Source organism: Actinomadura napierensis (assembly GCF_039529375.1).
Lineage (GTDB): Bacteria > Actinomycetota > Actinomycetes > Streptosporangiales > Streptosporangiaceae > Spirillospora > Spirillospora napierensis.
Window position 1 is genome coordinate 35352 of the sequence record NZ_BAAAMR010000056.1, and the last position, 17693, is coordinate 53044.

The 17693-nt window shown below is 72.6% G+C and carries 16 protein-coding genes; 9 read left to right on the forward strand and 7 right to left on the reverse strand.

The window, feature by feature from the left end:
* Nucleotides 1-211: 211 nt before the first annotated feature.
* Nucleotides 212-1294, reverse strand: coding sequence for a Leu/Phe/Val dehydrogenase (locus ABD296_RS27910; RefSeq protein WP_344273354.1), 1083 nt, complete (start codon nucleotides 1292-1294; stop codon nucleotides 212-214).
* A gap of 97 nt (nucleotides 1295-1391) precedes the next feature.
* Here ABD296_RS27910 and ABD296_RS27915 point away from each other — a divergent pair, with 97 nt between their 5' ends.
* Nucleotides 1392-2333, forward strand: coding sequence for a hypothetical protein (locus ABD296_RS27915; RefSeq protein WP_344273357.1), 942 nt, complete (start codon nucleotides 1392-1394; stop codon nucleotides 2331-2333).
* 273 nt (nucleotides 2334-2606) lie between these two features.
* A complete protein-coding gene (gene bldC, locus ABD296_RS27920; RefSeq protein ID WP_012850682.1) occupies nucleotides 2607-2810 on the forward strand; it encodes a developmental transcriptional regulator BldC in 204 nt (67 codons plus the stop codon).
* Nucleotides 2811-3166: 356 nt separating this feature from the next.
* Here bldC and ABD296_RS27925 read toward each other — a convergent pair whose 3' ends face one another.
* The gene (locus tag ABD296_RS27925) at nucleotides 3167-3856 is read right to left on the reverse strand and encodes a TetR/AcrR family transcriptional regulator (RefSeq protein ID WP_344273361.1); all 690 of its coding nucleotides are present in this window, start codon (nucleotides 3854-3856) and stop codon (nucleotides 3167-3169) included.
* A gap of 293 nt (nucleotides 3857-4149) precedes the next feature.
* Between ABD296_RS27925 and ABD296_RS27930 the strand changes: the two genes are divergently transcribed.
* The 3 genes from ABD296_RS27930 (at nucleotide 4150) to ABD296_RS27940 (ending at nucleotide 6784) form a co-directional block, all read left to right on the forward strand.
* The gene (locus tag ABD296_RS27930; RefSeq protein WP_344273364.1) at nucleotides 4150-5262 is read left to right on the forward strand and encodes a LacI family DNA-binding transcriptional regulator; all 1113 of its coding nucleotides are present in this window, start codon (nucleotides 4150-4152) and stop codon (nucleotides 5260-5262) included.
* A gap of 260 nt (nucleotides 5263-5522) precedes the next feature.
* Nucleotides 5523-5759 carry a hypothetical protein gene (locus tag ABD296_RS27935; protein ID WP_151542608.1) on the forward strand — a complete coding sequence of 79 codons (237 nt, stop codon included), beginning with the start codon at nucleotides 5523-5525 and terminating at the stop codon, nucleotides 5757-5759.
* Between the two features lie 182 nt (nucleotides 5760-5941).
* On the forward strand, nucleotides 5942-6784 hold the full coding sequence (locus ABD296_RS27940; protein WP_344273369.1) for an N-acetylmuramoyl-L-alanine amidase: 843 nt from the start codon (nucleotides 5942-5944) through the stop codon (nucleotides 6782-6784).
* A 22-nt stretch (nucleotides 6785-6806) separates the two neighbouring features.
* Here ABD296_RS27940 and ABD296_RS27945 read toward each other — a convergent pair whose 3' ends face one another.
* Nucleotides 6807-8069 carry an MFS transporter gene (locus ABD296_RS27945; RefSeq protein WP_344273372.1) on the reverse strand — a complete coding sequence of 421 codons (1263 nt, stop codon included), beginning with the start codon at nucleotides 8067-8069 and terminating at the stop codon, nucleotides 6807-6809.
* A gap of 89 nt (nucleotides 8070-8158) precedes the next feature.
* On the opposite strand from ABD296_RS27945, the gene ABD296_RS27950 reads away from it, so the two are divergent.
* On the forward strand, nucleotides 8159-8533 hold the full coding sequence (locus ABD296_RS27950; RefSeq protein ID WP_344273375.1) for an ArsR/SmtB family transcription factor: 375 nt from the start codon (nucleotides 8159-8161) through the stop codon (nucleotides 8531-8533).
* 63 nt (nucleotides 8534-8596) lie between these two features.
* Nucleotides 8597-10054: a class I SAM-dependent methyltransferase gene (locus ABD296_RS27955; protein ID WP_344273377.1), complete on the forward strand. Its 1458-nt coding sequence runs from the start codon at nucleotides 8597-8599 to the stop codon at nucleotides 10052-10054.
* An 18-nt stretch (nucleotides 10055-10072) separates the two neighbouring features.
* Here ABD296_RS27955 and ABD296_RS27960 read toward each other — a convergent pair whose 3' ends face one another.
* The 3 genes from ABD296_RS27960 to ABD296_RS27970 form a co-directional block, all read right to left on the reverse strand.
* A complete protein-coding gene (locus ABD296_RS27960; protein WP_344273380.1) occupies nucleotides 10073-11323 on the reverse strand; it encodes a sodium:proton exchanger in 1251 nt (416 codons plus the stop codon).
* Between the two features lie 86 nt (nucleotides 11324-11409).
* Entirely contained in the window at nucleotides 11410-12480 is a 1071-nt protein-coding gene (locus ABD296_RS27965; protein ID WP_344273383.1) for a quinone-dependent dihydroorotate dehydrogenase, read from the reverse strand.
* A gap of 55 nt (nucleotides 12481-12535) precedes the next feature.
* Nucleotides 12536-13534, reverse strand: coding sequence for a hypothetical protein (locus ABD296_RS27970; protein ID WP_344273386.1), 999 nt, complete (start codon nucleotides 13532-13534; stop codon nucleotides 12536-12538).
* 114 nt (nucleotides 13535-13648) lie between these two features.
* On the opposite strand from ABD296_RS27970, the gene ABD296_RS27975 reads away from it, so the two are divergent.
* On the forward strand, nucleotides 13649-14650 hold the full coding sequence (locus ABD296_RS27975) for a hypothetical protein (protein ID WP_344273389.1): 1002 nt from the start codon (nucleotides 13649-13651) through the stop codon (nucleotides 14648-14650).
* 111 nt (nucleotides 14651-14761) lie between these two features.
* Here ABD296_RS27975 and ABD296_RS27980 read toward each other — a convergent pair whose 3' ends face one another.
* Entirely contained in the window at nucleotides 14762-16072 is a 1311-nt protein-coding gene (locus tag ABD296_RS27980; RefSeq protein ID WP_344273392.1) for an ammonium transporter, read from the reverse strand.
* A gap of 235 nt (nucleotides 16073-16307) precedes the next feature.
* Between ABD296_RS27980 and ABD296_RS27985 the strand changes: the two genes are divergently transcribed.
* Nucleotides 16308-17690 carry an extracellular solute-binding protein gene (locus ABD296_RS27985; protein WP_344273395.1) on the forward strand — a complete coding sequence of 461 codons (1383 nt, stop codon included), beginning with the start codon at nucleotides 16308-16310 and terminating at the stop codon, nucleotides 17688-17690.
* Nucleotides 17691-17693 lie beyond the last annotated feature (3 nt).

The window sequence follows — 17693 nt, forward strand, 5'->3', positions numbered from 1 at the left end:
TACCCGTTTTGCGCCCGGCTCGGTACATCGACGGTACGTGGCGGCGCTCCTGTTCGGAGAACCACAGTGTATCGGGTGGTCAGGAGTGCGTCGCAGGGTCGCACCGGGAGGCCGTCCCGCGCGTTTCGGCGACGCAGCGCGACGATGCGAACACGCGGGAGCCGCCGCGGGCCGGTCGTGCCGGCCCGCGGCGGCCGGGGTGAGCGTTCGCTCAGAGGAGGATGCCGCGCAGCCGGCCGATCTCCGACATCCGCCGCTCGGCGAGCCGGTCGGCCGCCACCGCCGGCGGGACGCCCTCGTCGGCGGCGAGCGCGAAGATCTTCCGGGTCGTCTCGTAGATCCCCGTGGCGCGCGCCTTGGCGCGGTCGAAGTTGAAGCCCTCGATCTCGTCCGCGACCTGGATCACGCCGCCGGAGTTGACCACGTAGTCCGGCGCGTACAGCACGTCGCGGTCGGCGAGGCGCTTCTCTATGCCGGAGTGGGCGAGCTGGTTGTTGGCCGCGCCGCAGACGACCTTCGCCGTCAGCACCGGCACCGTGTCGTCGTTGAGGGAGCCGCCGAGCGCACACGGCGCGTACACGTCCAGCTCGGTGCGGACCATCTCGTCCTTGTCCGAGACGACGTCGACCTCCGGGTGCAGTGCCTGGACGCGTTCGACGGCCGCCTCGCTGACGTCGCAGATGACCACGTCCGCGCCGTCCTCGCGCAGGTGCTCCACCAGCCTGTGGCCCACCTTCCCGACGCCCTCCACACCCACCCTCTTGCCGCGCAGCGAAGGCGTGCCCCACAAGGTCTCGGCAGCGGCGCGCATGCCCTGGAACACACCGAACGCGGTGAGGATGGACGAGTCGCCCGCGCCGCCGTGCGCGACCGTCCGTCCGGTGACGAACCGGCACTCCCGTGCCACCACGTCCATGTCCTCGCTGTACGTACCGACGTCGCACGCCGTGTAGTACCGGCCGTTCAGCGACTGGACGAACCGTCCGTACGCGCGCAGGAGCGCCTCGGACTTGTCCCGGGCGGGGTCGCCGATGATGACGGCCTTGCCGCCGCCGAGGTCCAGCCCCGCCATGGCGTTCTTGTACGCCATGCCCCGGGACAGGTTCAGCACGTCGGTGAGCGCCTCCTCCTCCGACCCGTAGGGGTAGAAGCGGGTGCCGCCCAGCGAGGGGCCGAGCGCGGTGGAGTAGATCGCGATGATCGCGCGCAGGCCGCTCGCCTCGTCCTGGCAGAAGACGACCTGCTCGTGTCGGGGCTCTGTGCCCTTGTGGGGCGACCCGAAGACATTAGGCACGGTAGTGCCCTCCTCTCTGTCTGCAGATCAGACTAAGGGTCGCCGGTATGGCGTGTTCGCGGCATCTTTCCGTCCGGTCTCGTGTCACGATGCGGTGGTGTTTCCGTACGCGGCGTACCTACGGGTATATGAACCGGTGACCGCCTTCCCGGAGCCCGCGCGGACCCTGTGGACGGCCTACGCCGACTCCAGGCGGCGGCCCCGGCGGATCCACGCGCTCGGCGCCGAGCACCGCGACGCGGCACGCCGCCTCGTCGGCGCGCCGCCGGAGCTCGCGCCGGACCGGGAGAGCCGGGACGCCTATGTCCGGCGCGTCGACGACACGATCTACGTCTGCCCGTGGGAGACGCGGCTGCGGTCCTGGCTGGCGTTCGAGCGGTTCCGCGGCGAGTACGCGGCGGGGATCGCGGCCGCGTTCGTCCCGCCGCCGCTGGCCGAGCGCGTCGTCCGCGAGTTCGAGCAGTGGAAGCGGGCCGGGCGCGCGCTGCGGCCGCACATCCTGACCAGTACGTGGCACGTCCCGCTGGACTGGTTCGTGCCGTTCGCGCGCGGGGAGCGGTGCCTGATGCTGGGCGCGCCGGGCACCGGATACGGCGCGCCGGAGGATCCGTCGCGGGACCCGTCCCGGGACGCGTCGCAGGAACATGCAGGTCATGGCCCGGCTACGGCGGCTCCTGCGCGTACCCTCATCTACGTCACCTCGATGGGGGAGGCGCTCCGCCGGGTCGCCGCCGCGTCACCGGTGGTGCGCGAGAACCTCGGCGACGGGTCGGGCGAGGTGTACCTGCTGTCGGCGGGCCGGCTGGAGACGCTCGCCCGGTGGCTCGGGGAGTTCCATCCCCGGGCGCTGGTGGAGCTCGACTACGGCGGCCTCGTCCACCTGCTGGACGACCGGACGCTGCAGGCGGACGAGTCGGTGGCGGAGATGGCGGTCGCCCTCACCGGGATGGAGCGCGGTGAGGTGGAGCTGACCGTCGCGATGTACAAGCGTCTCCTGGCGCGCTGGAGGCCCGTGCGGGCCCTCGAATCGGCGAACTAAAACAAATTTCCCGAATCCGCGCGCGATACGACTATACGTGTCGCTAGAATCACGCAGCGTGACCCAGGCATCACCGGACACGCGCAGCTCCCAGCCCCGGCGGGGATGTTTGCACGCAACTACCGCCAGGAACTTGCTTGTTGCGCTGAGTGGTGGCAAGGTTACACGTTGTGATGTCATAGTGGCTCTTTCGGGCCATAGGGGACATCAGTGACCGCGCGAGGATCAATCGCAGGATCGCTGTCATCGGTCCACGGAGGAGAGGCCGCAAACATGTCAGCACGTACGCCAGAGGCCGAGCCCCTGCTGACGCCGGCGGAGGTGGCGACGATGTTCCGCGTCGACCCGAAGACCGTCACGCGGTGGGCGAAGGCGGGAAAGCTCACGTCCATCCGCACGCTCGGCGGGCACCGGCGCTACCGCGAGGCGGAGGTGCGCGCGCTGCTGGCGGGCATCCCGCAGCAGCGGTCGGAGTAGCCGCTCCGGCCGGCCGGGCTCGAGCCGAGCCCTGCCGCAAGCACCCGGCCGAACAACTGGGGGGGCGGTCAGGAGGCCTCTGGACGACCTCGCGCGTGGGATTTTCGCGCGGGGACGGTGCGGCGGCCTCCTGGACGAACGGGCCGGGACCACGGTCATCCGAGAATCGCGGTCCCGGGCCGATCACCGTCCGGTCCGGATGTCCCGCTCGCGCACGCGGGCGGGACATCCTTCTGTTACAGGGTGTCCCGTGGCTCAGGCGGCCCGAGATGCTCAGGTGGCCCGAGATGATGCCGTGACTCATGTGACCGGATGAGGCCACCGGTTCTTCCCGGCACGGAAGAACAGGCCTGCGGTCAGGCGCTCATCTCTTCCTGGGCGAGGCGGTCGAACAGCGCACCCGTCGACGGGTCGTGCCGGCCCGCCACGTTCAGCATCACCACGAGCTGGTCGACCACGAGCCGTTCCAGCTCGGGGCGGGACACGTCGCGGTTGTCCAGCCAGTCCAGGCCCGCGGTCTCGACGGCCGCCATCCATGAGCGCAGCGTGATGCGCAGGATCGGCGGCGGCGTCTCCATCTCCAGCGAGTGCAGGATCCGGTCCAGCAGCAGCTGCCGGATGCCGTCGACGATCTCCCCGACCTCCCCCGACCGGTCCGCCGGCCCGCCGCGCAGCAGCGCCGTGTAGCCGGCCGCGTGGCTCTCCACGAAGTCGAAGTAGCGTTCCAGCGACAGCCGCAGCCGCTCCAGCGGCTTGCCCTCGGTAGGCGGCTCCAGCAGCACCGACAGCTGCTTGGCGGCGCTGCCGAGCGCCGCGAGGTACAGCTCGTACTTGCCGCCGAAGTAGTGGTAGACCAGCGCGCGCGAGGCGCCCGCGGCGGCCGCGACGTCGTCGATCGAGATGTCCTCGGGCGAGCGGGTGCTGAACAGCTGCAGCGCCGCCTGGATCAGTTCCTCTCGCCGTTCGTCCACGCTGAGCCTGCGGCGGCCTTGCCCGCCGCCCTGCCGGCTCCGCGCCTTACCGCCGGCCACCGCACGTTCTGCCACCTGGGCAGCGTATCCGAGCGCGGCGGGGGCGAACCGCCGCCGCACGCGCCCGGACGGCCTTTTCACCGGGTCGTGATCGCCCGCCGACACCGCTGTGATCCGGAACACCACAGGCCGCAACTGGCATTGTCGTATGCCCGTTACTCACTGTTGCGACGATTCGGGGCGAAGGAGGGGCATCATGGCATCTCCTCCGCGGCGCAGGAGGCGCGCCGGCCCCCCGCGGCGCGCCGCCGCGGCAGGTCCCGCGAAGACCCTTTGAGGCATGCCTAGGCCCCCCTGGACGGAGTGCCATGTCAGCTGGTGAAGCAAGCCCCCCGCACGAGACGCCGGTGGCGGGAGAGGACGCGGTGCCCCCGCCGCGCGCCCCCGCTCCCGCGGCGCGCAGCGACGAGGGGAGGCCGGTGCCCGCGCCGAAACCGACCATCCGCAACGTCGCCGAGCGCGCCGGCGTCTCCAAGTCGCTCGTCTCGCTGGTGATGCGGGGGTCACCGCACGTGAGCGAACGGCGCCGGCAGGCGGTGCTGCAGGCGGCCCGGGAACTCGGCTACCGGCCGAACGCGGTGGCCCGCAGTCTGGTCGAGGGCCGCACCCGGCTGATCGGCGCGATCGTCGCCGACCTGCACAACCCGTTCTTCGCCGAGTTCCTGGACGGCCTGCAGGAGAGCCTGCACGGCGCCGGGCTGCGGATGCTGGTCGGCAGCGGCCGCTGGGACCCGCTGTTCGAGGCGGAGGCCGTCGAGGCGTTCCTGGAGATGCGGGTGGACGGGCTGGTGCTGCTCAGCGTCGTCCCGGAGTCGCTGAAGGAGGCCGCGGCGAGCGTCCCGGTGGTGGTCGTCGGCGAGCGCGACGTCGTCGGGGTCGACATCGTGGTGGACGACGACGAGCTGGGCGCGAGCCTCGCCGTCGACCACCTGGTCGGCCTGGGGCACCGGCGGATCGCGCACATCGAGGGGGCGCGCTCGACGACCGCGCGGTACCGGCGGGCCGGCTACGAGAAGGCGATGCACCGGCACGGGCTGAGCGAGGAGATCGTGGTCGAGCCCGGCGACTTCACCGAGGACGGCGGCTACCGCGCGGCCCGCGAGCTGCTGCGCCGCGGGCACCGGCCCACCGCGATCTTCGCGCCGAACGACCTGGTCGCGACCGGCGCCCTGTCGGCGGCCGACGAGCTGGACATGTCGGTGCCCGGGCAGCTGTCGATCGTCGGCTACGACAACACGCATCTCGCCGCGATCCGGCACATCTCGCTGACCAGCGTCGACCAGCCGCGCCGGGACATGGGGAGGGTGGCCGCGGAACTGCTGACCGCGCGGATCGGCGACCCGTCCCGCGCCGCCAAGCAGAACCTCGTCGTCCCGCATCTGGTGATCCGTTCGACGACCGGCCCCGCTCCCGCCGTCTAGCGCGGCCCCTCGCGCCGCTTCGGCTCCCACGCGCGCCCGGGCCTCCTGAGGGCCGCGCGTTCCTAGAAGTGGTGTTGCGCGGGTAAGGGGCCGGCCAAGCCTGCCGCATTCGCGGGCCCGCGCTCCCCTCCCGGCGCGTTAATGGACTCACGCCCGGCGTGGCGGGCGGGCGGCTCCGGTATGGGGCCGCCCGTCCCGCCGCCCGTCCCCGCCGGGCGGACAGGGGGTAAGGGTCGTGTCCACCCAAGGGGGTTCAGCTCGTGCGTGATCCGGAACTGGTGTCGTGCGCGCAGCGCGCGGCGAGCGAACTGGAGCAGGCGTGGTCGCAGTGGCGGCACGCGCGCGGCCTGGCCGAGCAGGTCTCGGAGTCGGTCGCCAGTTACGTCGCCCATTCGATCGACCATCCCTGGGGGCGCCCCCGCGTGGTCCTCGGCCTGGACGCCGACGAGGCGCGCGCCCTCGCGGCGCTGCTGGGCAAGGAGGACCCGCTCCTCTGACCCGCGCCCGACCGGCGCCGCGGTGGTCTCCGCCGGCCCTTCCGGAGCGGCCCGGTACGGTCGTCCTCGTTGCCCGGGTACGGCCGGAACTCGCCGCACCCGTTTCGCCGACTTCGTTTGACGAACTCCCCTCGGTGTGCAGACTGTCAGGGTCGGTAACGAAGTCATCACGGAGGACGCCTGTGCGCATCCAACGAGGCGGCCCCGCGGTCGCCGGTCTCGCGCTGTGCTTCGGCGCCCTGGTCGCGTGCGGCGGGTCGTCCGGGGGCAAGGCGTCGCCGGCCGGTGACACCGCGGCGCCGCCGACCGCGGGCGCGACGACGGGCACCTCGGCGGGCGGTCCCGCCTCGCCCAAGACGTCCGGCGGGCGTCCGCTGGCCGGCAAGGTCATCGTGATCGACCCGGGCCACAACGGCGGCAACGCGTCCCACCCGCGCGAGATCGCCAAGCAGGTCTACGTCGGCAACGGGACCAAGGAGTGCGACACCACCGGCACCGACACCGTCGCCGGCTACTCCGAGCATGCCTTCACCTGGGACGTGTCGAACCGGCTGGCGAAGGTGCTGCGGTCCGAGGGCGCGAAGGTGACGCTGACCCGCAAGAACGACACGGGCGTCGGCCCGTGCGTGACCCAGCGGGCGGCGGCCGGCAACGACGCGCACGCCGACGCCGCGATCTCCATCCACGGCGACGGCGCGTCCGCGTCCGGGCACGGGTTCCACATCATCGAGCCGCTGGCGGTCGGCAAGAACGCCAAGATCGTCGCGCCGTCCGCCAAGCTCGGCACGGCGCTGCGCGACGCCTACCATTCGGGCACCGGCATCTCGTACTCCACGTACCTGGGCACGAAGGCCATCGACAAGCGCAGCGACCTCGGCGGGCTGAACATGTCGACCGTCCCGAAGGTCTTCATCGAGTGCGGCAACATGCGGAACAAGGGCGACGCCGCCAAGATGTCCAGCGCCTCCTTCCGCCAGCGCATGGCCGACTCCTTGGCGAAGGGCTTCGAGAACTACCTGAAGTGACGGCGGTGCCCCGGCCGCGCTGTCACGGGTCGAGGTGGCGGCGGGCGGTGACGACGACGAGGCCGCCGGTCACGGCGAGGGCGGCGAGGGCCGCGGCGAAGAGGGTGGCGCCGGTGGTCAGGCCGACGGCGTCGCTGAGGTAGCCGGCGGTGACCGGCAGGAGGCCGGCGGGGACGTAGCCGCCGATGTTGAAGGCGGCGTTGGCCTCGGCGAGGCGGCGCGGCGGGACGGCCGCGTTCAGCAGCGACAGGCCGCCGAGCTGCCCCATCCCCTGGCCGGCCCCGGCGAGGACGGCGGCCGCGGCGAGCGCCGAGACGGACGCGCCGTGGACGGCGACGACCAGCGCGGCCATCGCTGCGGTCGTGCTCACCGCGCCGGCCACCAGGATCACGCGCCGCCGCAGCCCTTGGACGGCGAACTGCACGCCGGTGGCGGCGACGAACATGAGGAACGCCATGCCTCCGGCGACGATCCGGTTGCCGGTGCCCAGCAGCCCCGCCAGCAGCGACGGGCCGAGCGACAGCACGAACGACGTCGCGGTGATGCCGGGCGCGAACACCGCGATCCCCAGCACGAGCCGCATCGCGCTCTCGCGCGGCACGCCCGGCACCCGGATCCAGGTCCGCGACGCGGGCCCGGACGGGCGCGGCACCGGCATCCGCAGCACGACCAGGGCGGCCGTGACCAGCAGGACGGCCTCGACGGCGAACACGGTGACGGTCGGCGCGGGCAGCGTCTCGGACAGCAGGCCCGCGAGGAACGGGCCGAGCCCGGCGCCGAAGACCATCGCGGACGAGGCGAGCAGGGCCGCCAGGCGGCGGCGTTGCGGGCCGGCGACGTCGGTGACGGCGGCCATGCCCGCGGACACGACGGCGCCGACCGCGATGCCGGTCAGCAGCCGCGCGACGATGAGCGCGGCCACCGTGTCGGCGGTCGCGAAGACGCCGCAGGCGACGAGGGCGAGGGCCAGCGCGGGCAGCAGCACGGGGCGGCGGCCCAGCCGGTCGGACAGCACACCGGACACCAGCAGCGAGCCGAGCAGCCCGACGATGTAGAACGCGAAGACCACCGTGAGCGTGCCCTTGGAGAAGCAGATGTCGCGCTGCCAGAGCACGTAGAGCGGCGTGGCCGCGTTCGACAGCACGAAGACGGCGGTGACGGGCCAGGCCGCGAGCCAGACCCAGCGGGCACCGGTCTCGGCCTGTGGGGCTCTGGCTTCCGCGTGTGAGGAGTCGCGTGGGGCGCGGCGGCCGTGCCGGGTGCGGATGGTTCGGGCGTGCGGCATGGGGGTCCCTTCGCCGGAGCAGTACGACTTTTTTCGAACTTAGCATGCAGTACGATGAAACTCGTACAAGCGGGAGAGGGGACGTGACCATGTCATCGACCACGCGGCCGGCGATCCGGGTGCTGCCGGAGCCACCCGGCCTGCCCGCGCCGCTGCCGGAGCCGGCCGTCGAGGACCTCCGGCTGGAGACGGTGCTGGGCGCGCTGAGCGGGCCGCTGCGGCTGAGCATCGTCCGCAGGCTGCTGCTGGAGCGCGAGGAGTTCGACCACCCCTGCGGCTGGTTCGGCTTCGACCGGCCGAAGTCGTCGCTCACCCACCACTTCAAGGCGCTGCGCGAGGCCGGCGTGCTGCGGCAGCGCCAGTACGGCCTGGAGCGCCGCAGCGAGGTGCGCGTCGACGACCTCAACGCCCGGTTCCCCGGCCTTCTCGACCTCGTCGCGGACTGGGACGAGCGTCCGGCCTGATCCGGCGGGACTCGCCGCCGCGAGTGGGACGCGGCGGGCGGGCCCAGCGGGCAGGATGGGCGGATGCGTGATCTTCGGGAGGCACTCCGCCGCGTCCGTGCCCTGTTCGAGGAGGAGGGCTACACCGTCGGCGGGGTGCGGGGGCTGCTCGGGCCGGTCGCCGGGGGCGCGCTGGCGCGGGACGAGATCGTCCCGGCGGTGCGCGCGACCCGGGGCGGGTCGCCGCTGGAGATCCTGACCCGGCTGTTCTGGTTGCAGGTGCCGGTGGACGCGTCCGCCGTCGACGCGGGCGACCTGCTCGCGGCGGGGCTCGTCGAGCGGTCCGGCGGGGAGGTGCGGGCGCTGCTGCACGTCGAGCCGCTGGAGTCGGTGAGCGGCGACGGGCACGCCGGGTACGCGGTGTCGGATCTCAAGGTGCGGCCCGGCTCCGGCACGGTGCCGGCGGACGATCACGTGGTGGGTGCGGGCGGCGCGTCGGGGAATCTCGCCCGGCTCGTTGTCCACAAGCCTGTGGATAACGTTCTCGATCTCGGTACGGGGTGCGGGGTTCAAGCTGTGCATCTGCACGACCGGTCGCGCCCCGGCCGTATCACGGCGACGGACGTGAACTGCCGCGCGCTGGAGCTGGCCGCGATGAGTTTCGAGCTGTCCGGAATGGACGGCGTCGAACTGCTGGAGGGCTCGCTCCTGGAGCCGGTGCGGGGGCGGCGCTTCGACCTCATCGTGTCGAATCCGCCGTTCGTGGTGGCGCCGTCCGGTGACCGCCGGTTCACCTACCGGGAGTCCGGGATGCCGGGCGACGACTTCTGCCGGCGGCTGGTCGGCGCGGCGCCGGAGATGCTCGAAGACGGCGGATACTGCCAGCTCCTGGCCAATTGGCTGCACATCGACGGCGTCCCGTGGGAGGAGCGCGTCGGAGCGTGGGTGGACGGCTGCGACGCGTGGATCGTCCAGCGGGACGTCCAGGATCCCGCCGAGTACGCCGAGTTGTGGCTCCGCGATTCCTGCGAGGCGGGCACGCCCGAATACCGGGCGCGCTACGACGCGTGGCTCGATCACTTCGAGCGGCAGCGCGTCACCGGCGTCGGGTTCGGGTGGATCACGTTGCGGCGCAGTGAGCGTCCTGCCGTCCGGATCGAGGAGCTGCGGCAGCCCGTGGAGCAGCCCGTCGGCTCCTATGTGGAAAGCGTTCTGGACGGGTTCGGGAACGCCGAAAAGTTTTCCACAGGCTGTGGACAGGTGCTGCGGGCCGCGCCCGGTCTCGTCCAGGAACAGGTCGGCGCGCCGGGGGCCGAGGACCCGGAGCGGATCGTGCTGCGGCAGACCGAAAAGCTGGGCCGCGCCGCCGGCGTCGGGACGGTCGAGGCCGCCCTCGCGGGCGTCTGTGACGGCAGCCTCCCGCTCGACCGGCTCCTGGACGCGATCGCCCAGCTCACCGGCAGGGACGCCGCCCAGGTCCGGGCGCACGCCGGCACCGTCCTGCCCGAGTTGATCGCCGACGGCTTCTTCGAGGTGCCCTAGCGATCTCCTAGCGGATTCCTAGCGCCGGATGACGGCCTCCATCGCGCGGCCGAGATCGCGGTACCGGTTGATCAGGACGGTGAAGCCGATCGCCAGGTAGATGCCCGACAGCACCAGCCGCGCCTGCTCGGCCGGCAGCGCGAACTGGACCGCGAACAGCGCGAACAGCAGCGCCGCCTCCCAGCGCTTCAAGATCAGGTCGATGAGCAGGCCGAGGCCGAGGACGGTCTGCGCGGCGGTCAGCAGCACCTCCTCCAGCTGCCGCGAGTCCAGCGGCAGCGACCAGCCGCCGCCGCCCGCCCGGTAGGCCAGCGGGAGGCTGGCGATCAGCAGCGTCCACTGGTTGACCTTGCTGGACAGCAGCGCGCCGATCGCGTCGGCGTCCCGCAGCCGCCAGGCGAACATCACCGCGACGATCAGCTCGGGCGCCTCGGAGGCGAGCGGCGCGAGCCACTGCACCAGCAGGAACTCGTCGATGCCGAGCGCGGACCCGGCGTCCACCAGCGAGTTCGCGAACGGTTCGGCGGAGATGAACACCAGGACCGCGCCGATCGCGAACCCGGCCCAACTGGCGGTCCGGCGCCGCCGGCGCGGCAGCGTGACGAGCCGGGCGGGCACCCCCACGAGGTTCTCCACGTCCTCGCCGCCGCCCCGGGCGATCCGGGCGAGGTAGATCGCGTACACGGCGATCAGGACGATCGCGATGTACCACCCGATCTCGGCGGTCAGCGCCGGGATGAAGCCGAGCACGGTCGCGAGCGCGAGGAAGCCCAGTTCGGTGCGGTGGTGCGGGGCCAGCCGGACGTCCCGCCGCTCCCCGCCGGCCGGCCGCGCCCGCCGCCTGCCGTGCCGGCCGCCGCGCCGCGTCGCCCGCCGGGCGCCGACCGCGAACGCCAGCACGACCAGCGCCCAGCCGACCCCGACCAGGAGCCGGTTCGCGCCCGTCATGTTGGCCGCGGCGTAGCCGGCGTAGTGCGGCTTCGAGCCCGCCGCGTACGCGTAGTACACGTCCACCGCGTACTCGGGCAGCACCGCGATCAGGGCGAGCAGCGCCAGCGCGAGCGCCCCGGACATGTCGGCGCGCGCCGTCTCGGCCGCCCACATCAGCAGGACGGCCGCCGCGAGCACCCCGGCGCCGTAGATCACCGCGGCGGCCTCCGCGGGCGGGTGCAGCCCGGCGGCCCGCGTCACCACCGCCGGCAGCGCGATGACCAGCGCGGCCCCGACGCGGACGAGCAGCGTCTCGCGGGACACCAGGTCGCCGGGCATACCTGCACCGTGCCCGGCGTCCTACGGCCGATGCCCACCCCGCGGCAAAGCACCGATCTTCGTTGAGTTGCGGCGGGTGGACGTGTTCAGCGGCGGGCGGCGGCGATATCGGGGAACGTGCCGGCCTTCAGGCGGCGGGACAGGTCGCGCTGGACGCGGTGCGCCCACAACGGCCCGCCGTAGATCATCCCGGTGTAGCCCTGGACGAGGGTGGCGCCCGCGCGGACGCGTTCCCACACGTCGTCGGCGTTCTCGACGCCGCCGACGGAGACCAGGACGAGTCGGTCGCCGACCCGGGCGCGCAGTCGGCGCAGCACGTCGAGGGACCGGTCCTTCAGCGGCGCGCCGGACAGCCCGCCGGTCTCCTTGGCCGGCGCGGCGTCGCCGCGCAGGCCGGAGCGCTCGATGGTGGTGTTGGTCGCGATGATGCCGTCCAGGCCGAGGTCGAGCGCGAGGTCGGCGACCGCGTCGACGTCGTCGTCGGCGAGGTCGGGCGCGATCTTGACCAGCAGCGGGACGCGGCGCGGCGCGGACCGGTCGGCGGCCTCCCGGACGGCGGCGAGCAGCGGCCGCAGGTGCTCCACGGCCTGCAGGTTCCGCAGGCCGGGCGTGTTCGGTGAGCTGACGTTCACCACGAGGTAGTCGGCGTACGGGGCGAGCCGCTCGGTGCTCGCGACGTAGTCGGCGGCGGCCTCGGCCTCCGGGACGACCTTGGTCTTGCCGATGTTGACCCCGACGATCGTGCCGGGACGGCGGTTCCGGAGCCGCGCCGCCGCGGCCTCCGAGCCGGCGTTGTTGAACCCCATCCGGTTGATGACCGCCCGGTCGCGGGGGAGCCGGAACATCCGGGGCCGCGGGTTGCCGGGCTGGGGCCGTCCGGTCACGGTACCGATCTCGACATGGCCGAACCCGAACGCGCCGAGCGCCGCGTAGGCGACGGCGTCCTTGTCGAACCCGGCGGCGAGCCCGAGCGGGCTCGGGAAGTCCAGGCCGAGCGCGTGCACGGCGAGCGCCGGGTCGCGCGGCGCGAGGAGCCGCCGCAGCAGCGGCGCCGCGCCGGGCACCGCCTGGATCGCGCGCAGCGCCCGCATCGTCAGATGGTGCGCGGTCTCCGCGGAGATCCGGGAGATGACCAGTGAGAACAGGAGTCGGTACATCGCCGCTAGTATCTCAGCCCGGCCGTACGCGCCGCGCGGCGGCCGGGCGCGGCGGTCAGCGGCCGAGGAAGGTGCGGCGGAGCGTCCGGCGGACCTCGCGGCTCGTCTCGCGCATCGTCCGGCGGACGGCGCGCAGCGGGTCGCGGACGGTGACGCGCCAGGCCGCGCCGATGCCGCGCCAGATGGGGGCCAGGACGTTCGTCCCGAACCAGCGGAGCGGGATGACGACCAGCACGCGGACGGGCGCGACGATCAGGGTGCGCCACAGCCAGGACAGGATGCGGGCGGCGAGCCGCCACGTCCCGGCGATGGCCGCGCCGATCGGCGCCAGGACGTACCGCCACAGGGCGCGGGCCGGGACGACGACGAAGACGCGCAGCAGCCAGCCGAAGAAGCGCCCGGTCTGCCGCCACGACCACGCGACGCCCGCCGCGAACACCCGCCACGCCGCGGCGATGCAGCGTCCGATCGCCCGGGCGAGCCAGGCGAGGCCGAGCAGCGGCGGCAGCAGGACGTACCGCCAGAGCAGGACGAGGGGCAGCACGAAGATGACGGCGAGAACGCGTCCGATGCCCCGGAACAGCCACGCGAACCCGCGCCCGATCCACATCCCCAGCCAGGCGAGACCCCGTGCGAGAGCCCACAGCGGCCGGAGCAGGACGAACCCGAGGAACCGCCCGATCGGTGTCAGCACGTACCGGTAGAGCCACCGGGCGGCGATCGCGATCCCGAGGCCGAGCATCCGCAGCGGCCACCACAGGACGAGGCCGAGCGGCCGCAGCAGCCACCGGTACAGCGCGACGGCCACCGCCACCGGGATCCGGACGAGGACGCGCCAGCAGGCCGCGATGCCCCGCCCGATCACTCTGAGCAGGTCGTACAGGAGCCGGAACGGCACCACGACGATCAGCGCGATCACCCGCGCCGGGACGACCAGCCACGCGGGACCGGCCGGCACCGGGCGCTCGGGCTCGGGCGGCGGCAGCTTGGCGAAGAGGCCGGGGGAGCCGGGGGTTTCGGGGGAGGGCTGGCCGAGACGGTCGGGGGTCGTCACTCCGTACCTCGTTCGTGGTGTTCGTGGGCTTCTGCTGGGACGCGCCCGAGGTTGAACCCGTTCCGTGCCGTTCACCGTACTGCTCCTCGATCAGGACACTCTGGAGGACACGAGATGCGTTTCCCACGTTGGGCGATCCCTTCCGCGGCCGCCCTCATCGCGTCCGGGATGGTGCTGTCGGCGTGCGGCCAGGAGAACGGGAGCAAGCGAGGGAACGCGGCCTCGGGGAGCAAGATCGCCGCGGATCCCTCGAAACCCGCTTCGCCGGCGCCGTCCGCCGCGCCGACGACCCTGGAGGTCGCCAGCGTCACCAAACTCGGCAAGGTCGTCACCGACGGCCAGGGCAGGACGCTTTACCGCTTCGACAACGACACCGCGAAGCCGTCCGCGTCGAGGTGCGCGGGCGCGTGCGCGAAGGCGTGGCCGCCGGTGTGGGCCACGACGTCCGCCACCCGGGTCAACGGGGTCGAGCAGACGCTGGTCGGGAAGGTCCAGCGGCCGGACGGCAAGTGGCAGGTCACGCTGAACGGCTGGCCGCTGTACCGCTACGCCAAGGACCAGAGCCCCGGCGACGTCACCGGGCAGGGCGTCGGCAAGAAGTGGTACGCGGCGGCGCCGACCGGCAAGAAGGCGGTGGCGCTCGCCCCGGCGAAGAAGAAGACGGGCAAGTGGAAGGGCTGGACGGTCGTCAAGGCGAAGAACGACCCGAAGTTCGGCATGATCCTCACCGACGGGGACGGCCGCACGCTCTACCGCTACGACAAGGACACCAGCAAGCCGCCGAACTCGACGTGCTTCGGCGCCTGCAAGAAGGCGTGGCCGCCGGCGGTGTTCAACGGCTGGAAGCACCTCAAGCTCGAGGGCGTCAGCAAGAAGGTCGTCAACTTCATCGAGCGCAAGGACGACGGCAAGTGCCAGCTCACGATCAACGGCTGGCCCATGTACTACTACGAGAAGGACACCCGGCCCGGTGACACCAAGGGCCAGGGCGTCGGCGGGATCTGGTGGCTGACCAGGCCGAGCGGCGCGAAGGTGATGACCGGCGCGGGCGGCGGCTCCGGTGGCGGCACCGGCTCCGGCGGCGGTTCGGGTTACGGGACGGGCGGCGGCTACTGAGCCGCGAGGCGTCCCCTTCAGGCGAAGGCGCGGGAGGAACGCGGGTCGGTCGGGGTCCGCGAGCCTTCCGCGCCTTCCTCATGCGCCCTGTTGCTCAGCCGCCCCGGCTCGTCACGCTCCCTGCTCCTGGCGCGTGGACATCCCGAGCGCCGCGTTGCCGGCGAGCTTGGCGAGCGGGTTCGCGTGGCCGTGGACGCCGTGCTCGTAGGCCGTCTCGGCGTGCAGCGCCAGGTCGACGCCGCTGGTCTCGTGCTCGGCGGACACCCGGAAGCCCATCAGCTTGTCGATCACCTTGCCGACCGCGAACGTCACGGTGAAGGCGAACAGCCCGACGACCGGCACCGCGATGGCCTGCTTGCCGAGCTGGACGGCGCCGCCGCCGGTGAGCAGCCCGGACGCGCCGCCGGTCATCGAGTGCACCGCGAGCAGCCCGATGAGCAGCGTCCCGATGATCCCGCCGACGAGGTGGACGCCGACGACGTCGAGCGAGTCGTCGTAGCCGAGCCGGTGCTTCCAGCCGACCGCGTAGGAGCAGACGACGCCCGCGACGAGCCCGACGGCGAGCGCGCCGAGCACGTCCACCGACCCGCAGGACGGGGTGATCGCGACGAGCCCGGCGACCACGCCGGACGCGGCGCCGAACGTGGTGGGCCGGCCGTCGCGGCGCTGCTCGACCAGCAGCCAGCCGAGCAGCCCGGTGCAGCCGGCGGCGAGGGTGTTGAGGAAGACGGCGGCGGCGGTCCCGTTCGCGGCGAGCGCGGAGCCGGCGTTGAAGCCGAACCAGCCGAACCACAGCAGGCCGACGCCGAGCAGCACCATCGGCAGGTTGTGCGGCCGCATCGCCTCCTTGCGGAACCCGATGCGGGGGCCGAGGACGAGCGCCATCGCGAGCCCGGACGCGCCGGAGGCGATCTCGACGACGAGGCCGCCCGCGTAGTCCAGGGCGCCGAGGTCGGAGATCCAGCCGCCGCCCCACACCCAGTGCGCGATCGGCGCGTAGACGACCAGGGCCCAGACCGGGACGAACACCATCCAGGCCGAGAACTTGGCGCGGTCGGCGATGGCGCCGCTGATGAGCGCGGTGGTGAGGATCGCGAAGGTCAGCTGGAAGGTGACGAACAGCAGCGCCGGGACGTGACCATGGGGTGTCGTCGGGGTGATGCCTTTGAGGCCCGCGTGCTCGAGTCCGCCGAGCAGGCCGAGCCCGCCGAGATCGTGGCCGAAGGCGAGGCTGTAGCCGGCCGCGAGCCACGCGACGGTGACCAGCGCGACCGAGACCAGGCTCATCATGATCATGTTCAGGGTGCTCTTGGCGCGCACCATCCCGCCGTAGAACAGCGCGAGTCCGGGCGTCATCAGCAGGACGAGCGCGGTGCTGGCGAGCAGCCACGCGGTGTCGCCCGTGTCGATCCCCTTGGGCACGGCGTCTCCCCCTTCGCGGGTCCGGTGTCCGCCATCGAGAATCACCTGTGTCCGTTTCGTGTCTTATGCCGCTTTGTTTCGGCTGTGTTTCGTGTTGCCGTTGCGTTGCCTTCTGCTCACCGCTCACTCTTCGCGTCTCGACAGTTACGCAATCCGGTGTTCTCATGAAATCGGACCCGCCATGGATGCGTTCCGGCGAAGCGCCCGCACCTGGTGGGTGGCTTCGGGAGGCCTGATGGTCGAGGGAGTCGGACGAGCGGAACGAACCGAACGGAACGGTCCACGGGGGCACCGCAGGACCACCGCCGCACCGCGCGGGAGGGCGGCGGAGCGCAGGAGGGCGGCACTGCGCGCGGCGGTCGCGCTGGGGCTGGCGGGAAGCGGCCTCGCGGCCTGCGGGGGCGGCGGCACCCCCACCCTGAACTGGTACATCAACCCCGACAACGGCGGACAGGTCAAGCTCGCCGCGGCCTGCTCGAAGGCGTCCGGCGGCAAGTACCGGATCAAGACCTCGCTGATGCCGGACGACGCCACGCAGCAGCGCGAGCAGCTCGTCCGGCGCCTCGCCGCCAAGGACGACGGGCTCGACCTGATGAGCCTCGACCCGGTGTTCGTCGCGGAGGCCGCCAACGCCGGGTTCCTGCGCGCGTTCCCGGCGGCGCAGGCGGCGCAGTTCACGCAGGGGGTGTTCCCGGCGGCGGTGCAGAGCTCCACATGGGACGGGAAGCTGTACGCCGCGCCGTTCTGGGCGAACACGCAGCTGCTCTGGTACCGCAAGTCCGCCGTGCGGAAGGCCGGCGTCGATCCGAACGCGCCCGACTTCACCTGGGACAAGATGATCGACGCGGCGCTGCGCACCGGCGGCACCATCGGCGTGCAGGGCAACAAGTACGAGGGCTACATGGTGTGGATCAACGCCCTCGTCGCGTCCGCCGGCGGCCGGATCCTCAGCGACGCCGGCAAGGGCGACGACGCCAGGATCGACATCGACTCGCCGGCCGGCCGCGCCGCGGCGGCGATCGTCCACCGGCTGGCGAGCTCGCGGGCGGCGAGCCCGACGCTGTCCACCGACATCGAGGAGCAGTCCCGCGCCCTGTTCAACGGGGCGCGCGGCGAGTTCATGGTCAACTGGCCCTACATCTGGGCCGCCGACGAGAGCGACGCCAAGGACGGCGTGATCGACAAGGCGGTCCCGTCGGACATCGGCTGGGCGAGGTACCCGAAGGTCGCGCCGGGGCAGGACAGCAAGCCCCCGTTCGGGGGCATCGAGGTCGCGATCGGCGCGTACGGCAAGTACAGGAACACCTTCGCGGTGGACGCGGTCACCTGCATCACCTCGACCGAGCACCAGAAGGAGTACATGCTCGCCGAGGGCAACCCGGCGGCGCGTCCCGCGGTCTACGACGACCCGGAGATCAGGAAGCAGTTCCCGATGGCGGGGCTGATCCGCGACTCGATCAACGCGGCGGCGCCGCGCCCGATCACGCCGTACTACACCGACGTGTCCGGCGCGATCCAGAGCCGCTGGCACCCGCCGGCGTCCGTCGACCCGAACTCGACGCCGCGCGAGTCCGCGACGTTCGTCCACCAGGTCCTGCGCGACCAGCGCCTGCTCTGAAGG

Bases quoted from the DNA above. Each gene is read 5' to 3' on its own strand.
- bldC (WP_012850682.1), top strand. From the start codon at position 2,607: ATGTCAGCACGTACGCCAGAGGCCGAGCCCCTGCTGACGCCGGCGGAG.
- ABD296_RS27930 (WP_344273364.1), top strand. From the start codon at position 4,150: ATGTCAGCTGGTGAAGCAAGCCCCCCGCACGAGACGCCGGTGGCGGGA.
- ABD296_RS27945 (WP_344273372.1), bottom strand. From the start codon at position 8,069: ATGCCGCACGCCCGAACCATCCGCACCCGGCACGGCCGCCGCGCCCCA.
- ABD296_RS27950 (WP_344273375.1), top strand. From the start codon at position 8,159: ATGTCATCGACCACGCGGCCGGCGATCCGGGTGCTGCCGGAGCCACCC.
- ABD296_RS27955 (WP_344273377.1), top strand. From the start codon at position 8,597: ATGCGTGATCTTCGGGAGGCACTCCGCCGCGTCCGTGCCCTGTTCGAG.
- ABD296_RS27960 (WP_344273380.1), bottom strand. From the start codon at position 11,323: ATGCCCGGCGACCTGGTGTCCCGCGAGACGCTGCTCGTCCGCGTCGGG.
- ABD296_RS27965 (WP_344273383.1), bottom strand. From the start codon at position 12,480: ATGTACCGACTCCTGTTCTCACTGGTCATCTCCCGGATCTCCGCGGAG.
- ABD296_RS27975 (WP_344273389.1), top strand. From the start codon at position 13,649: ATGCGTTTCCCACGTTGGGCGATCCCTTCCGCGGCCGCCCTCATCGCG.
- ABD296_RS27985 (WP_344273395.1), top strand. From the start codon at position 16,308: ATGGTCGAGGGAGTCGGACGAGCGGAACGAACCGAACGGAACGGTCCA.